Source organism: Neobacillus drentensis NBRC 102427, assembly GCF_001591445.1.
In the GTDB taxonomy this organism is placed as follows: Bacteria; Bacillota; Bacilli; order Bacillales; family Cytobacillaceae; genus Neobacillus; species Neobacillus drentensis.
On record NZ_BCUX01000003.1, the window covers coordinates 198,739 to 218,686 of the forward strand.

Genomic DNA, 19,948 nt, shown 5'->3' on the forward strand with positions numbered 1-19,948 from the left:
AAAGCAGTTTCTACCTTTGCTTTTTCAACCGTAATAAATTGGCGTACTTGTTCTTTTTTGATTTCTTAATTATTTCACTTCTCTATAATTGTTGATTTCTGTGCTTTCTCTCAATTTCCTCAGCTCTGGAACAATTTTCATGCAATGTTCACTTTTATTGTGTTGGTTGATAACCTCTTCATTCTCCCATTCTTCAATCGTTGTAATGATTGATGGATCTTTGACATCTTCATGAAGAGTATACATGATGCATCCTTTTTCTTTTCTGGTTTCTGTCACAACTTTTCTAGCAAGAATTAAATATTCTTCAACATTTACCCCTGGTTTAAGTTTCGCCTTACAAACCACTCTTATCATTTTATTAGCTCCTTTTATGTTCAATTTTCAAAAAGAAACAGAAAATCCAGAAAGCATTTAGCTCTTCATTTCATTTATAATAAATACTCTCTTGTTCTACACTTAACCGTATAACAGTACATCTGTATCACAATGAGGTTACATTTAGTATAAAAATGATTAATTACCATGTCAATAAATATCTACTCTTTATACAATAGAACACAAAAAGGATGGACCATTTTTGGCCTCATCCCTATTTGCATAATTGTTTTTATCGTAATTTCTTTTTGTAATACTTCTTTTTCAATTTTTCGGTTTGTTAGCATTCTTCTTCCTCAAAGGCATGGCATAGTTTTTCATCAGTTATATTTGTTTAACAGCGTTACCTTTTCTCAAATGCTTTTTCATTGATTTAATTAGGTAACCACCTTTAAATTTACGTGGTTCATAAGAGATGATGAATGCTTTAGGCTCGTATTCTTCAATTAAATCCATCACTTCATTTTCGCGGTTCCGCTTTGTTAGTATTTCTAATTGGAATCTTTTACTATCACGACCCCTTCCTTCAAAGACGGTAACGATCTAAAACTCTTAGTTTAACAAAATACACATTAATTAAATAGAAGAAAAAATTACTTATTTTTTACTAAATTCAGATATTTTTTTATATTGTTTATATTCACAATATAATGATAAATTTAAACGATATACAGGCTCCCTGTGTAAGAATTCTGAGAGATGAATAAAAGAAAAGTTCTATCATTTGACCTTTATAGGTAAACAAGGAGGATTGTATAAAATGAAAAAAAGGGCATTAGCACTAACTGTATTAATCATACTCTCCCTTATTACTGTTACAGTCGTTGGAGCAAAAGCGTTATATGTAACAAAACCAGTGCCAAAAGATGAAAGACATTCCATTTCAGAAATTGTTAATCCTAGTAGTAAATGGGAAAAGGTAGCTGTCGGCAGTGGATTTATGGAGGGCATTAATTTCGACCGCAGCGGAAATATTTGGATGGTTAGTCCTCCTACAGGCGAAATTATTAAGGTCAAAGACGATAAGGTTTCTGTAATAGAAAAATATGTAGGGCTCCTCCCTGTAGGGGCAAAGTTTCACAAGGATGGACGCCTTTTTATCACGGATGTTACTGGAACACTCTATGCCTATGACCCAAAAACTGGAGATCGCACGACCATTGTTGATTCTTACAATGGCAGTCCTTTAAATGGACTAAATGATCTCGTGTTTGACCAAGATGGTGGACTTTACTTCACAGAGCCAATGGGATCCAGTGCAACGAAACCAACAGGACGTGTCTTCTACTTGCCACCAAACAGTAAAAAACCAGTACTCTTTCAAGAAGGTATTGCTTATCCAAATGGGATTGCGATTTCAGCGAACGGTCAACGTATTTATATCTCTGAGTTCGCAACAAACCGAATTATCTCTGTACCTTCAAAGAATGCTAAAGACTCTCGTGAAACGCCGTTTGTCTTCGGACAATTTGAAGGCGGAATCGGTCCAGATGGTCTAGCCGTCGATACGGAGGGCAATCTTTACGTAGCCCATTTCCAAGCTGGTGAAATTGTCGTACTTGATGCAAGTGGGTTTAAATACGGAACCATTCGCCTGCCTAAGGATGAGGGGACTTTTACTACCAATCTGACTTTTCATAATGGATACCTTTATGTAACAGAGTCATCGAAAAATGAAGTCTGGCGTATTAAGGTTAAAAAGGAAGGTTTGCAGCCTTACGGGCTACAATAAAACTAACAATGATAGAGGTTCTTCTCTCGGATATTCTGGGGCTATCACAAAATCTATTTTGTGATAGCCCCCTTTTTGTTGTATCTAGAAACGAAACGTAATCAAGCACTATAATTGGTTGTAAGAAGTGATAGGCTTCTTTGCATAAAAATTGAATTATAAAACTACGTTTCAAAGTCTTTAATTTACCTTCGCCTTGGCTTTGATTGATTCTCGATCATCTTTATCGGCCTCTTTATCAACGATTTCTAACATCATCTCTGAAGGTATAATTATTAGTGGTGTATCTCCTTCTTTTTTGCAATCTATGAAGGCTTGTGATACCTCGTTAATCTGAAAAACCGCCTCTTTTTATGGTATGGTTCACTGAGATTTATCCTAAACACTCAAATTTATTTAGCGAAATGCTAGGTATTATAAGGTTTTGTTTTGTTTTGCTTATATTAAGTTAAATTTGTTGGATTTAAGCGGATGTTAGTTCCCATGCTTGTGGAATCTTCAATCGTTGATAAATGGTAGTAATCACACTTCTTCTTTGTTAACTTTTTTAATTACCTCCTTGTTTACGTCAGTTATTTACTTGTTAATATTAACTTTCGTGTTTTGGAATCATATATTTTATAACTAATTTCAAACATATGGTCTTTTGTAACTGTTACCTCACAATAATAAGGGATTGACTTTCCATATGCATCAAGTTCAGGAATATCTCTGAAGCTAAACATTTCATCTGTTTCGAGCATTTCAAAGTCCGCTTCAGAAGAACGACCTGATGAATCTATTTCGATTACACATTTCCCCCTGACAACATCATATTCCTTGAACACAACATATTTTAGACTAGGGAGAGTAACCGCTAAAAATAAAACACCAAGAAATAAGATACCAAGGCTTTTACCTACATTTAATAATCGAAAATCTTTAGTACCATACATTACAATTAAGGCAAATACAGCGCCAATTACAAATAAGGCTCCAAGTATGAGCATTAAATAATAAGAGAACATTTTTTCACTTCCTATAACAACTGAATGGAATATAATAGTACCTCTTCTTTCACTAAACTGGCAATTACCTAAAGTAAAAAAAGCACTACCGTTGATGCGGTAATGCACTCGTTAAACAAATTCAGTCTTTATTGTTATATACACCATTAAAACACAATGGACAACTTATGTTGACCTAAACTAAGGGACCAACAAAACAATGAAAATTGTTCATTTTTTTAAGCACTTTGCTTATTCGCTACACGATTATCTTGCCACTTTTGGCGGTTGGCACAGGTCACATTTCCGCTGGTTATTATTTTTAAATTTGGTAAATGTTTTTTCAAAGTTGCTGCCACATGCACATTTAAATAGTAACTTTTGAGAAAACCCGTGATATTCTGTTGATAGTAACTTACTTTCCGAATTGTTTTCAACAAATTCTTTAATTTTACTAATCGTCCATCGTTTATTCATACTCTAGCACCTCTTAGATTTTCTGTTTTATATTTCCTTAAGTGGTTTGATTTCTAAATTCCTTTGGTGTCCGCCCATACTTCCTTTTAAAAATCCCTTAAAAATAACTATATTATTATAACCCACTTGCTCTAATAGATAAATCCCATCCATGCTTATATTAAATTACTATGATATAGGAAATAGCCTGTAATGGATCCCCCCAATTCAACTGAAAACAGGACGATTTTTGTTCTAATTACTTTAATATACTTAAACAGCAATCCCAAAGATAGCAAAAAAAGCTTACTCATAGAGTAAGCTTAACTTCCTATATAAACGTTATCACATGTTCCGGCTTTTGGTTCATAATAACAATGATTTTTATATTGACCAGATTGAGGTTGACCGTACCATGTTGGAGGACATGGAGCATATGGATTAAAATACCAAAGCGCATATTTCCCTGGGTGTTCTCTCCAATAATCCAAATTTTGTTTTGCTAATCTTTTCTCAGAAGTTCTTGCTCTTTGATAAAATACATTTCCTTTTTGAACAGCCTCAAAGGAAAAATTCCCTCCTTGTACCTGAAAAATAACTTGGTTAATGGTTCTTAAACCTTTAAAGTCTATACAATCTGCTTTAAGACGATTCACAATTACATTTCCAACATATAGCATTCCCTGTTTTCCTTCACCTTCGGCTTCCGCTCTCATCATCCTTGCCATTAAGTCAACATCTGAACTTCGGTAATTTACTCTCGGCATTTTCTCACCCCAAAATATAGTATGAAAAAAAGCCTGTAAGGATGTCATTTTTTAAATTAGAGGGCTTAGTCATTTTCATTAAACATTTTAAGTGTTCGGAGCAAGAACACCCCAAATAAGAAACGGTGCTCCTTTATAAAAAAACAGACCTGTACATGGTCTGTTAGTTTACAATGAATAGCTTTATCTTTTTTTCTCCCAGTTGATTTCTAGTTTCCTCATTAAAATAAATGAACGTTTGAGCAACTAAAATTACACAGTGTTGAACTAGAAATCTCTAAGAAACTCGAATTTTACCAACTCTTCTATTTAGATTGCGATCTTTAGTATTCAGTGCTCTTTGGGACTTAGGAATACTTGGAAATGATATGAGGCCAGCCTTAAACAGGACATATCCAATAAAGGTAGCAAAGATCGTACTTCCGAACAAGAACCAGATGAATCTTCTGCCAATATAGCGTAACATAATTTCACCTCTTTAACCTCTAATTGATGATTAATATGATGAAATCATCTCTTTTATGTCCTCTTCAACTTCTAATTAGTTTTATTACAAAAGGCAACCAAATGAGTTGATTAGGTTGCCTTTTTCGTATTTTTCAAGATCATGATTGTTGTTTAACCATTTTTTTAGATGGAACGAATAGGGATAAAACAAATGCGATAATAGCTAAGATCGTCATGAAATAATAGGCATCGCTTGATCCTAAAATTGAAGCTAGTGTGCGGATAGCTTTAACTGAAGCATTTGGTGTTTCTTCTAATAAGGTTCTGGCATGGCTTGTGGTTTGTGCTGTAAAAATGGTAATAACTATAGCCGTTCCAATTGCACCTGAAATTTGGCGTACGGTATTATTCACTGCTGTACCATGTGTCACTAGTGTTCTAGGTAAAACATTCAAGCTAGCTGTGTTCAATGGCATAGTAATAAAACTTAATCCGATACGTAGAAAAATTGTACGTATCATTAAGAAAATAAAGGTCGTTGTTTCAGTTAAATCAGTTACAACCCACATTGAAGGTATGATAAAAAGCAAACCGATAATAAATAACGGCTTCGCACCAAAACGGTCATACATTTTCCCTGTAACTGGAGACATAAAGGCATTGACAACAGCACCCGGTAATAATAGTAAACCAGCTTCAAATGCAGTAAATCCTCTTCCATTCTGTAAATATATTGGCAATAAAATCATATCCGCATACATCATCATTGTGACAATAATGTTAAGGATAGATGTTAGCGTAAATACTTTATTTTTAAAAACGGTTAAATTAAGAAGCGGATTTGAGGACTTAATTTGTCGTAGACAGAATATGGCTGTAGTGACTATTCCTACAAGTATGGTACCTATGACAAGTTTATCATCCCAACCTCGGCTGCCTGCATTACTGAAACCATACAAAATAAGACCAAAGCCAATCGTTGATAAAGTAACACTCATTACATCTAACTTAGTTTTTGCTGTTTCTGAAACATTGATTAAATATTTCATGGCTAATAAAATAACTATCACAACAAATGGAATTAGCCCAATAAATAACCAGCGCCATGAGGAATAATCTATGATAAAACCTGCTAATGTCGGTGCAATTGCCGGGGCGAAAATAATTGCAAGCCCAATTAACCCCATCATACTGCCCCTTTTTTCTAACGGAAAAATAAACATAACTACTGTCATTAGCAAAGGCATAATAATTCCTGCTCCAATGGCTTGAATCATTCGACCTATTAATAAGGTGGCAAAGTTTGGTGCTACTGCACACAGAATAGAGCCAATTAATAAAAACAGCATCGAACTTATAAATAATTGGCGTGTAGAAAACCGTTTCATTAGATATGCAGTAATAGGGACCAACACCCCGTTTACTAACATAAAACCTGTAGATAGCCACTGAACAGTTGTAGGAGATACAGAAAATACGTCCATCAAATTACTTAATGCGACGTTTAACAGGGTTTGATTTAGAGTGGATAAAAAACACCCTAAAATTAACACTGTTAGCAATACTTTTTTATTTATTGATTCCGACATATTCGATTTCCTCTCTTCATTTGCTTTTTTAACACTGTGTCAATAAAATAAAGAATAGCATTTTATTTTATTGCTGCCCATTTACAATTTTTTAAGATATGTTAATTAAGCAACATATTTTAAAAATGTGTAATTAAAGTCTAGGTTAATAGATAAAGGAGAATTAAATTGATCACACAAAAGAAGCAGGACCCACGTGCTGTTCGCTCTAAGCAAATGATGAAGGAAGCTGTCGTAAAAATATTGATTGAGAACCCGGATATTTCGAAACTTACAGTACAAAAAATAACCAAACGTGCCGAGCTAAATCGAGCTACTTTTTATTTACATTTTTTAGATATTAATGATTTGCTAAAGCAGTTGGTTTACGATATTTTCGACGACTTGTTGTTGGAAGTGTCTCCAATTTTACAAATTGATACGTTAAATAATCAAGAACAATTAATTACGTTTTTAGATTATTTTTATAAGCATCGAAAGATTTTAGCTGTACTATTTGAGCACCCTGGTTTCAAAAAAAAATTACATATGATATTAAAAGACTCGATTTCAATACAACGTGAAAGAGAAGTTACTGATACTATGGAAATAGCTCTATCAAGGGATATACTCGCATCCTCAATACTTGGGATAATCATGTGGTGGCTTAAAGATGGGGTTCATTTTAGCTCTGAATATATAGCAAATCAAATTATTGCATTATACCGATAATGAATAAGTAATTTGTGATGATGTTGTGAGAGAATATATTTTGGTTGGAGAAAAACTTTGATCTTAACATCATTTTTGTGAAACTTAAAACAAGATCCCGCAAAAAGACCGCTACCATTGAAAGATAGCGGACCTTTTGTTATTTTTCCATTGTAACAACCTGATACAATTCATTACGATCGATGTTACTGCCTGTAAACTCATGAGTCAACTTTCCATCCCTATTAAAGATAAAGGTTTTATTCTCATGTAATACTTCTGAACCCTTTTTTTCAAAATGTTCACCAAGGGTGCCTGCCAAGTTTTGAATCCCCTTCAGATCACCAGTCAGCATTTTAAGATAAGACATATCAAAATTCATTTTCTTTGCATGATCTTTTATCGCTTCTGGTGTATCATTTTCAGGGTCGAGTGAAACAGAAACGAGTAAAAGATTATCTGTTTTGGTTCCTTTCGATTTCAAATCCTGCTGTAAGTTGCTAAAATTACCTAATAAAATTGGACAGGCATTTGGATCGACGCAATTTACATATGTAAAGGTCATGACGACTGTTTTTCCGATCAGATCCTTCTTTGTCACGGGCTTCCCATTCTCGTCGATCAACTTAAAATCTGGTATAGTAACATCTTTTGTCACTTTATGAGCATTTTCCAATGTCTTTGCTTCGATGGTAAATTCCTTTTCATCCTCTACCATTTCCCCATCATGTTCCACCTTAATGGAAGCTATCCATTCACCGTTCATCGGTAAACTAGCGGTTCCAATATATTTACCCTCACCTATTTCTTCTACAGCGACAGGAGTGGTTCCGTGATCCATGTTTTTCATCGTTATATCAGCACTTACTTTAGCATCTTCAACAGGTTTTCCCTGTTTATCCAGAACAGTAAATTGCATCGCATATATTTCTCCTGGAGTAATTGTTTTTGGTGTAGAAAGCTTCACGGTGAGATCATTCGATGCTCCACAGCCTGAGATAATTAGTATGATAAGACACATTATGAAGACAGATAATCTTTTCATCTTGGCCAACCTTTCAGTCAAAAATATTATTAACACCCCTCAACTATATACTACAATCATCTTTAAAACTGTGAAGTTTTATACATTAACCGAATAAAAGCAATTTATCTATTCAATGCGTATCTGCAGTGCAGTTCCTCTTTTTGAATTTTTTTTGAACATTATCATAACATGTGCTATTCGCCAAATTTCTCCTCACCTTTCAACAAATTTCTACGATATTCATTGTTATATTTTATAAAAGTACAGGTTTAAATAGCTTTTTAATAGGGAGGAAATTTTTATGGCAATAGACGAAAAGGTGCTCGAACAAAAGCAAACCGGAGCGATGGTAGATCATATAGCCAATAAAGGAGCGCAAGCGTTAGTGGAATTCCGCACCTTTACCCAAGAAATGGTCGATGAAATCGTCAAAGAAATGGCCCTTACTGCGCTCGATAACCACTTCAATCTAGCAAAAATGGCTGTTGAGGAAACTAAGCGAGGTTTGTTTGAGGATAAAATATCTAAAAATATGTTTGCTACTGAAATGATTTATCACAGTATCCGTGACCTAAGAACGGCAGGGATTATTAGTGAAAACGAGCAAGATGGAACCTATGAAATGGCTGAGCCTGTCGGTGTGATTGCCGCACTTGTTCCCGTTACAAATCCCGCCTCAACGGTCATTTATAAATCCCTTATTTCCTTAAAAACGAGAAATCCGATTATTTTTTCTTTTCACCATTTGGGTCAAAATACTGGAATCGTAACAGCAAAACTGTTAAGAGATGCAGCAATAAAGGCAGGTGCCCCGGAAAATTGTATTCAGTGGTTAGACGATACCTCACGTGACTCCGTTAATACACTTATGCGGCATCCCAAAGTCTCACTCATTCTTGCGACTGGCGGGTCGAGTATGGTAAAAGCTGCTTATAGTTCTGGGAAACCCGCGATTGGTGTCGGACCTGGAAATGTCCCTTGTTATTTTGAAAAGACAGCCAATATCAAGAACTCTGTTCAAGACTTAATTTTATCAAAAACCTATGATAACGGAATGATTTGTGCATCTGAGCAAGCACTCATTATTGATAAAGAAATCTATTCCGAAGTAGTAACCGAAATGATTGCGAACAATTGTTATTTCCTTAATGAAGATGAAAAGCAATTGTTAGAAAAAATCGCCATTAAAGAGGTTACTTGTTCCCTAAATCCGTTGGTTGTTGGATTGCCTGCCTCGCAAATTGCCGAAATGGCAGGAATTAACGTACCTGGTGACACGAAGATATTAGTCGCCGAATTGGAAGGTGTTGGACCACAATTCCCTCTTTCTTGTGAAAAGTTAAGCCCAATTCTTGCTTGCTATAAAGCAAATTATTTAGAAGAAGCACTAAGAATTGCCGAGGAAACATTGGAATATGGCGGACTTGGTCACACCGCATCCATTCATACCTTTGACGATGATGTCATCGAACTGTTCGCATTAAGGTTGAGAGCAGGCAGGATCCTTGTGAATACACCATCCGCCCAAGGGGCAACTGGAAATGTTTACAATGATTTTCTGCCAACCTTGACTCTCGGCTGCGGCACTTATGGTGGAAACTCAGTTTCTACCAATGTAGGTGCGCTAAACCTAATTAATATTAAGAAGGTGGCAAAAAGAAATATCAACGCCCAAGTTATACGGACACCACCGCAGATTTATTATAAGAAGAACTCGGTCCAAGTCTTGGAAGAAATTCCCAACTTGACCAAAGTATTTATTGTCACAAGCCCAAGCGTAGTCAAAAATGGTTACGTTGAGAAGATCCTCCATTATCTCAAAAAACGTCCAGATTTTATCCAGTTCGACGTCTTTTCTGAGGTAGAACCAGATCCGAGCATTGAGACGGTCTTGAAAGGTGCAGACCTAATGAGGCACTCTGGACCAGATGTTATCATTGCTCTAGGCGGCGGCTCTGTATTGGATGCTGCAAAAGGGATGTGGCTATTTTACGAACATCCTGATACTGACTTCTCAGCCTTAAAGCAAAAGTTCTTAAATCCAAGAAAACGGGTAGTTGCCTATCCAAAGCTGGGAACGAGGGCTAAGCTTATTGCCATTCCAACTACTTCTGGGACAGGCTCTGAGGTCACCTCGTTCGCCGTCATTACGGATAAAAAGACAAATATTAAATATCCACTTTCTGACCCAGAACTTTTACCGAACATAGCAATTATCGATTCACAATTCGCAAGGACCGTTCCTAAACATATTACAGCTGATACAGGAATGGATGTGCTTACACATGCACTTGAAGCCTATGTGTCCGTGGTATCAAACGACTTTACAGACGGCCAAATTATCAAAGCCATTCAGCTTGTTTTTGAGTATCTGCCAAGAGCCTACCGAAACGGTCTTGATGAAGTAGCCCGCGAGAAAATGCATTATGCTTCCACCATTGCCGGAATGGCCTTCAATAATGCTTTCTTGGGTATTAATCATAGCTTGGCCCATGCGCTTGGAGCAGAGTTTAATATTGCACATGGTCGTGCAAATTCCATCTTACTCCCGCATGTTATTCGTTTTAATGCAACTAAACCAACTAAATTCACGCCGTTAGCAGGCTATCAAAGCTTTGTTGCAGACAAACGCTATGCAGAGCTTGCAAAAATGCTCGGATTGCCAGCCCGGACCACCGAAGAAGGTATAGACAGCCTCATTGGTGCTATTCTCGAGCTTGCAGAAGAACTAGATATGCCGATGAGTGTGGAAGAATGCGGCGTTGCACCTTCCGTTTATGAAAACAAAATTGACACTATGTCTCAACATGCCTTTAATGATCCAGATACAAACGTTAATCCGAAGCGGCCGCTTATTAAAGAACTAGCGGAAATTTTGCGACAGGCTTATAAAGGTGTTCAAATTTTATGATGATAAAAGTGGCGCATGAAACATTCATGCGCCTTTTTCCATTTAATAGACCTTTAGTCTATCTTTCTCATCCACTTGTAATCTAGAAAGCACTGGCCTGTTGAACTTCCACTCCACCTGAACTGGAAGATTGAAAAATTCCGATAGCTTTTCACTGGATATTAGTTCATTTGTATTCCCATCAGCAAAAACCTGACCCTCTTTTAAAAGAAGTGTTTTAGTGAAAACAGGCAGTATTTCCTCGACATGGTGGGTTACATATATCAGTGCCGGAGCATTAGGATTTTTGGCAATCCTGTCAATCGATTCTAACAGTTGTTCACGTGCGATAAAATCTAAGCCATTCGTAGGTTCGTCTAGAATAAGCAAAGATGGGTCAGCCATCAATGCACGGGCAATTAAAACACGCTGCTTTTCTCCTTGTGATAAATTTTCGTAATTTCGGTTGGCGTACCTAATACAGCCAAGTGCCTCTAATAGATTAACAGCCTTTTTTCTCATTTCATCGGTAGGTGTCTCGTAAAGGCCAATCGAAGCAAACGCACCACTTAAAACCACCTCAAATGCATTATCTCCCGGATGAAATTTTTCTTGAAGGGATAACGAAACAAATCCAATCTGTTTACGCAGTTTCTCACTTAGATAGGTTTTTCCAAACTCCAATCCAAGGACGGTCATTTTCCCTTTTGTCGGAAAAAAATAAGCATTTAGCAGATTTAATATAGCGGTTTTACCTGAACCATTTAATCCAAATAAAACCCAGTTTTCTCCACTATTAATCTTCCAATTTACATCTTGTAAAATCCAATTCCCATCACGTAATAATGAGACATTTTCAAGTTGTAATACCATTCTTTTTAACTCCTTTTCTATCCGTTTCAATTGAATACTAAGTTATTGCATCTCCATTATACCGAATTTTCTGAAATCAAAAAAATAAGTCCTACCGAATTGAGGACTTAAAAATAGAACTATGAAACTTCTTGATGTGTAACATTTAAACTAGTACCTTTTTCAGTTTTTCCGTAAGTGTTGGTAGTACTGTCTTGTAGTCGGCAATCACACCGAGATTGGCACGTTTAAAAATCGGCGCTTCTGAATCTGTGTTGATGGCAATTACGGTCTTCGCACTGGTAATGCCTGCTAGATGCTGACTGGCACCAGATATTCCGACTGCAATGTAAAGGTCTGGTGCAACAACGGCACCCGTTTGTCCAACCTGTAGGTTAGAAGGAACCCATCCAGCGTCACATGCTGCCCTTGAAGCACCAACCGTCCCGCCCAGCAGTTCTGCAAAAGACTGCAGTTCTTGAAAGCCTTCTGGCCCGCCAAGTCCACGACCTCCGGCGACGATAATTGTAGCATCCTCAAGACGGATATCTGACAGGGCAGACTGTATTTTCACAACCAGCTTAGTTAGGACAACATCTTCTGGAACGGAGTAATCTACTGAAATAATATCACCTGTGCGTGTTGAATCTGGTACAGCTAATTCCTGACTTTTTTTGCGAATGCCTACAACCACCTTCGAACGAGTGGTTGAATACTCACCATATGCTTTATCGCCATAAATCGGGCGCACCCATGTAAGCTTGGAGCCTTCGGTTCTAAAATCAGTCACTTCTGTTATCGCTGACGCACCAATTCGTGTGGCTAATCGACCTGCTAGGTCCTTACCCATTCTATCAAAGGAGAGAAGCAGCACATCGGCACCAGACTGTTGGAATACCGTGAACAGGCTATCTACGAAAAGTTCAACCTGATATTCAGCAAGTATAGGATTCGTAACGGTATATACCTTGCTTGCACCAAAGGCAATGGCTTCCTTGGCACCTGTTGTAGTTTCGGCCCCAACCAGGACAGCTTCTATACTTCCGGCGGTGGCACTCGCCAATCGACTGCCAAATGACAGTGCTTCTTTAGCACCCGAACTTAAGGATTCATCTTGTTGTATTGTTGCAAAGATAAGAATTTTAGACATAGTTTGCGACCTCCTATAAAATCTTCAGTGCCAAGAGCTTGTCAGTCAATTCAGCTGCGAGCTCCGTGCCATCGCTGCCAGAAAGGATCTCGCAATTGACATCTCTGTTTAGGACGTAGGCCCGCTCCAATTTAACCCCGGGCTGACACCGCACAGGATCTAAATCAATATCATCAGATTCAAATCGAGTAATAGGCTTGCTCCTTGCTAGTCGAATATCTTTAACCTTAGGGAGGCGCGGGACATTTGTCTCAGAACTGATAATTGTAAAAACAGCTGGAAACGGAACGCTCATTACAGTATAACCGCCTTCCGCTTCGCAGGTAGACTGGACACTTTCTTCATCCAGTTCAAGTTCGGAGACAAGGGTCACACAAGGTATCCCAAGTTCTTCAGCCATGACTGGTCCAACAAGGCCCTCTTCAATGTCACTTGCTTGGTATCCAGTCAGCACAAGCTCTGCACCACCAAGGGTTTTGATTGTTTGCGCAAGGATATGTCCAACGGCCTGACCGTCAAGATTTTCCCACTCTTCATCCCAAACTCGTATGGCTGCATTAGCCGTGAATGCAAAGGCTCGGCGCAGCACCTCCTCCGAGGATTCATCTCCTAGGCAAATGGCAGTCACCGTAGCTCCTGGTGTTTTATCCCGAAGTTGAATGGCCAGTTCAAGCGCATTCTCGGCAAAGGAATCCAGAACCATATCAGAATCTCCATTTTCCGGACGATTGGTCTCTGGGTCAATTTGAAAATATCTCGGAGTAATTTCCGGATCCAGAACATGCTTTAGGCATACGACGATATGCATCTCGTGTTCACCCCTTTATTGTTTATTTTTTTAACCTTTTACTTCTACTCCGGCCCTTACTGCTAATCCTCGTTGGTTATTAGGATTAGGGTATGGTTCTAGTCCGTACATTTCTCGTAATCTTGCAACTGCTTCGACAGGTGGTTTTGAATTGTAGTAGCCGCGTCTTGTCATATAAACTCCGGACACCCTCTTTAAGTCTGCTAATGATTCGCACATCTTGATTCCAGCGCCAAAAGAGTCAACGACGGGTACATCACCAATCCTTGAAATCCCGAAGGTTGCAAGGAAAACGTTCATCGGCCCCTCGCCCGGGACAATTACATCGGCTCCTTGAGAAATGGCCGACTCGGCAGCTCTTTTAAAAGCTTCAATCACAGGCTCTGGATTATTGAAGCCTGCGAGCACATCATCAAACCCTGACTCGAGCTGTACAATTGGTCCAAGTTTTTCACCGAGACCATACCGTGCAGCATTTTGTCTAAGTTCATCGGCCAATGGGGTTAAAAAGTTGACGACTCCAATACGGTCTCCGAGCATAGATGCCATATGGAACGAGGCCTGCCCATAACCAACGACAGGGATATCCACGAGCGTACGAGCCTCGAGAAGACCAACATCTGGAATGGTTCCGATAAACATTGCATCGTATCCCGCAGCTTCAGCCATGAGTGCAGCTCGTACGAACTGCTCCCGGTGCAGATTCTGCAAGTAAGAGTGAGTGATAAAATGCCCAGGGTAATGTGAAGGATATGTTTCTTCAGACATCCCATGTAAAACGATTTCCACGTCTGGGCGTGCGATTTTTCGCAGGTGGTTCACAATAGCATCCCTGTATTGTGGTACCCGGTCAATCGTAGTTAGACTCTGATGCCAGATTTTCATTGAAAATACCTCCCTTTTTAGTGCTATTTTTAGGAAAAAATTATGAAAAAGTTCACTATTGTATTAGTTTTGGTTATTAAAAGGCTCTGCTTGCTCATTTTTTGAAATTCCCCGTTTGGTTGTGAAATTTAATAGTCTTATGAGCGGATTTTCTCGGTCTATGAGCGGATTCTACTAGTCTATCAGCGAATTTTCTTGTTCTATCAGCGAATCCTTCAAGTCTATCAGCGGATTTTCTTGTTCTATCAGCGGATTCTCCATTTCAATCAGCGAATCCTAGGCTGAGCCTTTCCGTGCCCATGCAATACAATTATTTTACTGTTAACTCGCTTAATGCCTCTTGAACCGCAATCCGTCCAAACACTGCACACTTACCTAATGAACTTCCCGTCATATACCCAGCCCCGTGAAACCCTCCGGTCACCTCTCCCGCTGCAAACAATCCTAAGATAGGCTCACCATATGGATTCACCACCTGTGCTTTGGTGTTCACCGACACCCCTGCATAGGTTGCAAGCATCGCGACGGTCGACTCAAATGCATAGAATGGTGCCTTCTCAATTGGTGTTGGTTTTCCATAGTTATGTGTTAATGACTTCCTGCCGAAGTCAGGATCTTCTCCGTCCGCAACCCCTTGATTGTATCTGGAAATCGTTTCTTCCAAAACCTCAAGCGGTACATCAATACAGTCAGCCAAGTCCTCCAATGTGTCTGCTTGATATAGAAGCCTGCGTCGCTTTAATAATTCCAAATCATAGAGAGGATCATCGTGAACGCTTTTGTCCATCACAGTTTGGTCCCAAACCTGAAAACTCACTTGGTCAGGCTGCTCGAAAGCGGCTTTTCCTAATAATTTGTAAGAGATTGACTCGTTAACAAACCGTTTCCCAAGTTCGTTAACCATGATCGCTCCCTTGTAAAAGGCTAACCCCTGAGACTTTACTGGTCCGGCAGCAGTGGGATGAAATCCGTATGTCCCATTTAGGTAAGGTAAATCCTTTAACCAGGCCCCGTGCTCACAGGCCATTCGTATGCCTTCCCCATGATTGCCACGACCGCCAATTCTTAACGCTCCCTTTAATTGTGGAGCAAACTGCCCCAATAGCTCCTCGCTTTTTGCGAACCCACCTGAAGCGATAATTACCCCTTTCGAAGCATGTGCAGTGCGTTCTTCTCCGTCAACCTCATATAAAACACGATCAATCCGTCCGTCGTCGTTTTTCAAAAGTCTTTGAGCAGGGGCATTCAAACGAATGGTCACGTTTGAAAGCTGCTTAACCCTTTGGTTAAGTGTTTGAATCGCCTGATGTGGGTCAATAATATGTCCTCGGGGAACACTGTGCCCGCTCACAGCTTCGAGTGAGCGGAACTCAACACCGTGCTCATTAAGCCAGGTATAGGTCGCTAATTGCTTCTGCCCATAAGCTTTAACAAGCTCTTGATCATTCACCCCGCCGCCTACCTCAATCATGTCCTCCAATAAGTACTCAGTTGAATCGATGATGCCTGCCTGCTCTTGCATATCTGTTCCGGCAAAGGCCATATACCCTGAACTTAGAACCGTACTACCGCCAAGTTCATCCTCTTTCTCAAGGAGCAGGACGTGTGCACCTGCTTCACCAGCCTCAACTGCAGCACACATCCCCGCTAGACCGCCGCCTAAAATAATCAAATCATAGGTTTCCATCCATCAACACCCTCTTACTCTAGGTTATTTAGAACTTCTAATGCTGCCTGGCATACCTGCATATCGTGAGTATAATGGCCGCCGCTTACCCCAACGCCGCCAATAAGTTCGTTATTTATTTTAATTGGATAGCCACCGCCAAAAATAATGAGCCTAGGTGTGTGAACAATCCCATGTAGCAATGGTGGATCATCCTTCAATCTGTCATACCATTCGTGTGTTGCTCTATTATAAGTCGCTGCAGAAAAGGCTTTATTTTGTGCTATCTCCAAGCTTAATACTGGTGCACCGTCCATGGCAGCAAATGCTTTTAGGTTCCCCACACGATCAACGATTGAGATGCTAAACGGCATACCTAATTCTTTTCCCTTTACAAGTGCGGCCTCAAGCATTTTATTAGCAAGTGCTAGACTGATATTTTTTGATTCAATAGCTGGAATTAATTTTTCCATTATGATTTCCCCTCTCAATTTTTAGATCTATTTATAAATTTACTGGTCGCCCGTAACCAAATGCTTCAATGGCGGTTGCAGTTACAGCTGCACTTTTTGGCAAGCATAAATCGACGATTACATTAGCAAGGTCTATTGGATGCAGCCAATTGTCTTTATTTACATCAAAGTCGTCCATCATCTTTGTATTAACAGGACCTGGACAGACTGCATTCACTCTTATTTTGTATGGCTTTAATTCTTCTCCCAAGGCTTTTGAGAATCCGAGACATGCGTATTTCGAAGCAATGTAAGCACTTCTGTCAGGACCGCCTTTTGTCCCCCAAATCGACGATAGATTGATGATCACACCGTGCCTTTTCTCGATCATTTGCGTGACAACTGCCCGAGAACATAAATAGACTCCACGAATATTTATATCTTGTACAAAGTCCCATTCTTCAACGGTCATTTCATGGAACGGCTTAAGAAGCATGACACCCGCATTATTGATTAATATATCAATCGAACCCAAACTTTCTTCTGTTGTCTGGACTGCTTGGTTTATATCCTCTTCTGAACGAACATCCCCGGTAAGGGCGATTGCTTCGCCCCCCACCACCTCAGAAATATAGGAAGCAGTTTCATTGCTTTCAGATTCATTGTCGGAAAAAACAGCCACTTTAGCGCCCTGTTTCGCGAGGAGAATACAGGTTTCTCTGCCGATTCCTCTTCCTCCTCCTGTTACTAGGGCTACCTTGTCCTTTAATTCCAAAAAACCTCACCCTTTCTCAATTAAACCAAACTACTTAAACCTCTAGTTTCTTTGAATCAGTTACATATGCAACCGCATGATCACCCGCACGGCGCCCAAACACAAGGCCTCTTAGCACAGATGTCCCGCCTGGATATTTCCCGTAATAAAGACCTGCCGTCTCCCCGACTGCATATAAGCCTGGAATCGGATCTTGATCTTGTGACAAGACTCGTCCATCTGTGTCGGTAGCTAGACCGCCATTGGTGAAAACATTCGAACAGATAATTGGATAGGCGATAAATGGGGCCTTATCAATTGGGATTGCCCAATTAGACTTTGGCGGGGTAATTCCAAGTGCCTGTTTACCGTCTTTTTTATCCCAATGAAATTCACCCGGTTGAACAGCTGCGTTAAAAGATTCAACTGTAGCCGTTAATTGGCCGACTGGCACGCCAATCTTTTCCGCCAACTCTTCAATCGTATCGGCAACAATGGCCGGTTTATCGGTTTCCACTGCCCGTTCATAGTTGGGAATATCATACATTTTTTGATCACCAATCATATAGGCAATGTGACCAGGGAGGTCGTGGAATATCGTCCGGGCAACCTCTTCATATTGCTCATCGACTGTTGTTTTTCCCTCATCAACGAAACGGTTCCCATTCTGATCGACCAAAATAAAGTAAGGGTAGGTCATAACAGCAGCTTCTTCCCGCTTGCTTCTTGGGTCGACCGGTTCAGCGTGAAAAGAGTCGAACTGACCTGCCGTTTTTGCCCCTAGCTCCATGGCCATCCGGATTCCTTCACCTTTGTTAAACAAACCACCCTCAGCTACTGTCCGGACTTTATGAGCATCTCTGCCAACATATTGGGCCATCATCTCCTGATTTCCCTGGAATCCACCTGACGCTAACACGACAGCTCCCACTTTTAATTGAAGGGATGTACCGCCCTTCACGCGTACCATCAATCCATTGACGACACCCTCGTCATCAAGAAGTAATTTCCAAGCAGTAGCTTCGTAAATAATCTCAACACCTAGTCCACCTGCACGGCGGGATAGGGTGTCAACGATGGCACGACCGCCGCCTACTGGAAGCAAACGAGGTCTTGATGCAGTTAAAAACATCGTTGGCAGGTAGTCAAAATCAACCCCTTTTTCCTGGACCCAGCGAAGTGTGCTGCCAGCATCCTTGGCGAGAGTTTCTATGTACTCCCGATCGGAATAATTGTCTGAAAAAGCCATCATATCTTCCACAAAGTTATCGGCTACTTCATCGAGATTTTTCATCCGCATATAGGAGGCCGTCCAACGGGAATTTCCTCCTCTATGGTCATAATCAGCTCGTTCTAATATCGCTATTTTTAGATTCTTATTTTCCTTTTTAGCCGTTTCAGCGGCAGACAATGCGGCTGAGGTCCCGGCAACTCCACATCCTATGACGACGATGTCGTAATCTACTTCTTTCCCCACAACTATGTCCTCCTTTTAAGTTCCTAATTTATTAAAAAAGTAAATTTACTTTTTTATTAATGGCTGATTCTCTGCATACTTGTTTTCCCACTCTTTAATCTGATTGAGTTTAAAGAGTGATTGCCGCTCTTCCCACGTGCAAATTAACTCGTGAATATTTTCGTGTGAACCTTCGGCTTTTAATATTCTTAATGACTCTGTGATTCCTTTGATTGCCGAGCGAAGGACAGTATTTGCACAAAGCATGATTTTAAAACCAATCTCTTCGGCCTCTTTCAAAGAAATAAGCGGGGTTTTACCGCCTTCCACCAGATTAATGATCTGTGGTACCCCTTTTAATGAACTGGTGATATTTTTTAATTGTTCAATGGTTGTCGGCGCTTCAACAAAAATTATGTCGGCCCCCGCTTCTACATAGGCATTTGCCCTGTCCAACGCATCTTCCATGCCATATACGGCTAAAGCATCTGTACGGGCGATAATGGCGAGATTTTCATCTCTTCTTGTATCAACAGCAGCTTTGATTTTCCCGACCATCTCTTCTTTGGAAATAACATCTTTCCCATTGAAGTGCCCGCATTTCTTAGGTGAAACCTGGTCTTCCATTTGGATGGCTGCTACACCTGCTCTTTCAAACTCTCTTACAGTTCGGATCACATTAATCGCATTTCCAAAGCCTGTATCGGCATCCACAACAATCGGAATCGTCGTCACATCCGTCATCCTTGCGACAATATCAACCACTTCTTTTAAGGAAGTTAGGCCTACATCAGCCCACCCTAATTGGGCATTGGATATTCCGGCACCTGTGGCGTATATCGCTTGAAAGCCGATTTCTTCTATTAATCTAGCTGACATCGCGTCATAGGCACCCGGCAGGATAAATGATCCTCGTTGTTTCAAAAGTTCCTGGAACTTTTTTGTTTTATTCATTTGTTGGAT

Annotated in this window: 20 protein-coding genes and 1 pseudogene; 3 read left to right on the top strand and 18 right to left on the bottom strand. The window is 39.8% G+C overall.

Translation table 11 applies throughout. The features are described 5' to 3' along the window. Window positions 1-69: 69 nt before the first annotated feature. The 3 genes and pseudogenes from BDR01S_RS01540 to BDR01S_RS24680 all read right to left on the bottom strand — a co-directional run. A complete protein-coding gene (locus tag BDR01S_RS01540; protein WP_066252888.1) occupies window positions 70-357 on the bottom strand; it encodes a putative quinol monooxygenase in 288 nt (95 codons plus the stop codon). A 182-nt stretch (window positions 358-539) separates the two neighbouring features. Then, complete coding sequence (locus BDR01S_RS26445; protein ID WP_268874647.1) at window positions 540-665, bottom strand: hypothetical protein; 126 nt, start codon at window positions 663-665, stop codon at window positions 540-542. 37 nt (window positions 666-702) lie between these two features. Further along, window positions 703-918 (bottom strand): annotated as a pseudogene (locus tag BDR01S_RS24680) (DUF2179 domain-containing protein); the annotation flags it as partial. 220 nt (window positions 919-1,138) lie between these two features. Between BDR01S_RS24680 and BDR01S_RS01545 the strand changes: the two are divergent. Further along, the gene (locus BDR01S_RS01545; protein ID WP_066252887.1) at window positions 1,139-2,110 is read left to right on the top strand and encodes an SMP-30/gluconolactonase/LRE family protein; all 972 of its coding nucleotides are present in this window, start codon (window positions 1,139-1,141) and stop codon (window positions 2,108-2,110) included. Between the two features lie 572 nt (window positions 2,111-2,682). Here BDR01S_RS01545 and BDR01S_RS01550 read toward each other — a convergent pair. From BDR01S_RS01550 to BDR01S_RS01570, 5 genes are all read right to left on the bottom strand, one after another. Beyond that, a complete protein-coding gene (locus tag BDR01S_RS01550) occupies window positions 2,683-3,117 on the bottom strand; it encodes a hypothetical protein (RefSeq protein WP_066252885.1) in 435 nt (144 codons plus the stop codon). A gap of 246 nt (window positions 3,118-3,363) precedes the next feature. Then, window positions 3,364-3,573: a hypothetical protein gene (locus BDR01S_RS01555; RefSeq protein WP_066252883.1), complete on the bottom strand. Its 210-nt coding sequence runs from the start codon at window positions 3,571-3,573 to the stop codon at window positions 3,364-3,366. A 302-nt stretch (window positions 3,574-3,875) separates the two neighbouring features. Next, entirely contained in the window at window positions 3,876-4,319 is a 444-nt protein-coding gene (locus tag BDR01S_RS01560; protein ID WP_066252882.1) for a cell wall hydrolase, read from the bottom strand. A gap of 277 nt (window positions 4,320-4,596) precedes the next feature. Further along, window positions 4,597-4,785, bottom strand: a complete 189-nt coding sequence (locus BDR01S_RS26035; RefSeq protein ID WP_066252880.1) for a hypothetical protein — start codon at window positions 4,783-4,785, stop codon at window positions 4,597-4,599. 139 nt (window positions 4,786-4,924) lie between these two features. Continuing rightward, the gene (locus BDR01S_RS01570) at window positions 4,925-6,355 is read right to left on the bottom strand and encodes a DHA2 family efflux MFS transporter permease subunit (RefSeq protein WP_066252878.1); all 1,431 of its coding nucleotides are present in this window, start codon (window positions 6,353-6,355) and stop codon (window positions 4,925-4,927) included. 168 nt (window positions 6,356-6,523) lie between these two features. Between BDR01S_RS01570 and BDR01S_RS01575 the strand changes: the two genes are divergently transcribed. Further along, entirely contained in the window at window positions 6,524-7,066 is a 543-nt protein-coding gene (locus BDR01S_RS01575; RefSeq protein ID WP_157406088.1) for a TetR/AcrR family transcriptional regulator, read from the top strand. Between the two features lie 139 nt (window positions 7,067-7,205). On the opposite strand, the gene BDR01S_RS01580 is transcribed toward BDR01S_RS01575, so the two are convergent. Beyond that, window positions 7,206-8,066, bottom strand: a complete 861-nt coding sequence (locus BDR01S_RS01580; RefSeq protein ID WP_169801395.1) for an SCO family protein — start codon at window positions 8,064-8,066, stop codon at window positions 7,206-7,208. A 307-nt stretch (window positions 8,067-8,373) separates the two neighbouring features. On the opposite strand from BDR01S_RS01580, the gene adhE reads away from it, so the two are divergent. Beyond that, window positions 8,374-10,983 (top strand): bifunctional acetaldehyde-CoA/alcohol dehydrogenase, encoded by a 2,610-nt coding sequence (gene adhE, locus BDR01S_RS01585; protein WP_066252874.1) that lies wholly within the window; start codon window positions 8,374-8,376, stop codon window positions 10,981-10,983. 42 nt (window positions 10,984-11,025) lie between these two features. On the opposite strand, the gene BDR01S_RS01590 is transcribed toward adhE, so the two are convergent. The 9 genes from BDR01S_RS01590 to BDR01S_RS01630 form a co-directional block, all read right to left on the bottom strand. After that, window positions 11,026-11,835 (bottom strand): ABC transporter ATP-binding protein, encoded by an 810-nt coding sequence (locus tag BDR01S_RS01590; RefSeq protein WP_066252873.1) that lies wholly within the window; start codon window positions 11,833-11,835, stop codon window positions 11,026-11,028. A 145-nt stretch (window positions 11,836-11,980) separates the two neighbouring features. Then, window positions 11,981-12,964 carry an electron transfer flavoprotein subunit alpha/FixB family protein gene (locus BDR01S_RS01595; RefSeq protein WP_066252871.1) on the bottom strand — a complete coding sequence of 328 codons (984 nt, stop codon included), beginning with the start codon at window positions 12,962-12,964 and terminating at the stop codon, window positions 11,981-11,983. A 13-nt stretch (window positions 12,965-12,977) separates the two neighbouring features. Next, complete coding sequence (locus BDR01S_RS01600) at window positions 12,978-13,772, bottom strand: electron transfer flavoprotein subunit beta/FixA family protein (RefSeq protein ID WP_066252870.1); 795 nt, start codon at window positions 13,770-13,772, stop codon at window positions 12,978-12,980. Between the two features lie 30 nt (window positions 13,773-13,802). Then, entirely contained in the window at window positions 13,803-14,657 is an 855-nt protein-coding gene (locus tag BDR01S_RS01605; RefSeq protein ID WP_066252868.1) for an aspartate/glutamate racemase family protein, read from the bottom strand. A gap of 310 nt (window positions 14,658-14,967) precedes the next feature. Then, on the bottom strand, window positions 14,968-16,344 hold the full coding sequence (locus tag BDR01S_RS01610) for an FAD-dependent oxidoreductase (protein WP_066252866.1): 1,377 nt from the start codon (window positions 16,342-16,344) through the stop codon (window positions 14,968-14,970). A 14-nt stretch (window positions 16,345-16,358) separates the two neighbouring features. Then, a complete protein-coding gene (locus BDR01S_RS01615; protein WP_066252865.1) occupies window positions 16,359-16,796 on the bottom strand; it encodes a GlcG/HbpS family heme-binding protein in 438 nt (145 codons plus the stop codon). Window positions 16,797-16,827: 31 nt separating this feature from the next. Further along, window positions 16,828-17,550, bottom strand: a complete 723-nt coding sequence (locus BDR01S_RS01620; RefSeq protein WP_066252863.1) for an SDR family NAD(P)-dependent oxidoreductase — start codon at window positions 17,548-17,550, stop codon at window positions 16,828-16,830. Between the two features lie 34 nt (window positions 17,551-17,584). After that, window positions 17,585-19,006, bottom strand: a complete 1,422-nt coding sequence (locus tag BDR01S_RS01625; protein WP_066252862.1) for an FAD-dependent oxidoreductase — start codon at window positions 19,004-19,006, stop codon at window positions 17,585-17,587. Between the two features lie 45 nt (window positions 19,007-19,051). Next, a complete protein-coding gene (locus BDR01S_RS01630) occupies window positions 19,052-19,939 on the bottom strand; it encodes an isocitrate lyase/PEP mutase family protein (protein WP_066252861.1) in 888 nt (295 codons plus the stop codon). Window positions 19,940-19,948: the final 9 nt, after the last annotated feature.

Excerpts from the sequence above, each read along its gene's own strand:
- BDR01S_RS01540 (WP_066252888.1), bottom strand. The coding sequence starts at position 357 with ATGATAAGAGTGGTTTGTAAGGCGAAACTTAAACCAGGGGTAAATGTT.
- BDR01S_RS26445 (WP_268874647.1), bottom strand. The coding sequence starts at position 665 with ATGCTAACAAACCGAAAAATTGAAAAAGAAGTATTACAAAAAGAAATT.
- BDR01S_RS01545 (WP_066252887.1), top strand. The coding sequence starts at position 1,139 with ATGAAAAAAAGGGCATTAGCACTAACTGTATTAATCATACTCTCCCTT.
- BDR01S_RS01550 (WP_066252885.1), bottom strand. The coding sequence starts at position 3,117 with ATGTTCTCTTATTATTTAATGCTCATACTTGGAGCCTTATTTGTAATT.
- BDR01S_RS01555 (WP_066252883.1), bottom strand. The coding sequence starts at position 3,573 with ATGAATAAACGATGGACGATTAGTAAAATTAAAGAATTTGTTGAAAAC.
- BDR01S_RS01560 (WP_066252882.1), bottom strand. The coding sequence starts at position 4,319 with ATGCCGAGAGTAAATTACCGAAGTTCAGATGTTGACTTAATGGCAAGG.
- BDR01S_RS26035 (WP_066252880.1), bottom strand. The coding sequence starts at position 4,785 with ATGTTACGCTATATTGGCAGAAGATTCATCTGGTTCTTGTTCGGAAGT.
- BDR01S_RS01570 (WP_066252878.1), bottom strand. The coding sequence starts at position 6,355 with ATGTCGGAATCAATAAATAAAAAAGTATTGCTAACAGTGTTAATTTTA.
- BDR01S_RS01580 (WP_169801395.1), bottom strand. The coding sequence starts at position 8,066 with ATGTGTCTTATCATACTAATTATCTCAGGCTGTGGAGCATCGAATGAT.
- adhE (WP_066252874.1), top strand. The coding sequence starts at position 8,374 with ATGGCAATAGACGAAAAGGTGCTCGAACAAAAGCAAACCGGAGCGATG.
- BDR01S_RS01590 (WP_066252873.1), bottom strand. The coding sequence starts at position 11,835 with ATGGTATTACAACTTGAAAATGTCTCATTATTACGTGATGGGAATTGG.
- BDR01S_RS01595 (WP_066252871.1), bottom strand. The coding sequence starts at position 12,964 with ATGTCTAAAATTCTTATCTTTGCAACAATACAACAAGATGAATCCTTA.
- BDR01S_RS01600 (WP_066252870.1), bottom strand. The coding sequence starts at position 13,772 with ATGCATATCGTCGTATGCCTAAAGCATGTTCTGGATCCGGAAATTACT.
- BDR01S_RS01605 (WP_066252868.1), bottom strand. The coding sequence starts at position 14,657 with ATGAAAATCTGGCATCAGAGTCTAACTACGATTGACCGGGTACCACAA.
- BDR01S_RS01610 (WP_066252866.1), bottom strand. The coding sequence starts at position 16,344 with ATGGAAACCTATGATTTGATTATTTTAGGCGGCGGTCTAGCGGGGATG.
- BDR01S_RS01615 (WP_066252865.1), bottom strand. The coding sequence starts at position 16,796 with ATGGAAAAATTAATTCCAGCTATTGAATCAAAAAATATCAGTCTAGCA.
- BDR01S_RS01630 (WP_066252861.1), bottom strand. The coding sequence starts at position 19,939 with ATGAATAAAACAAAAAAGTTCCAGGAACTTTTGAAACAACGAGGATCA.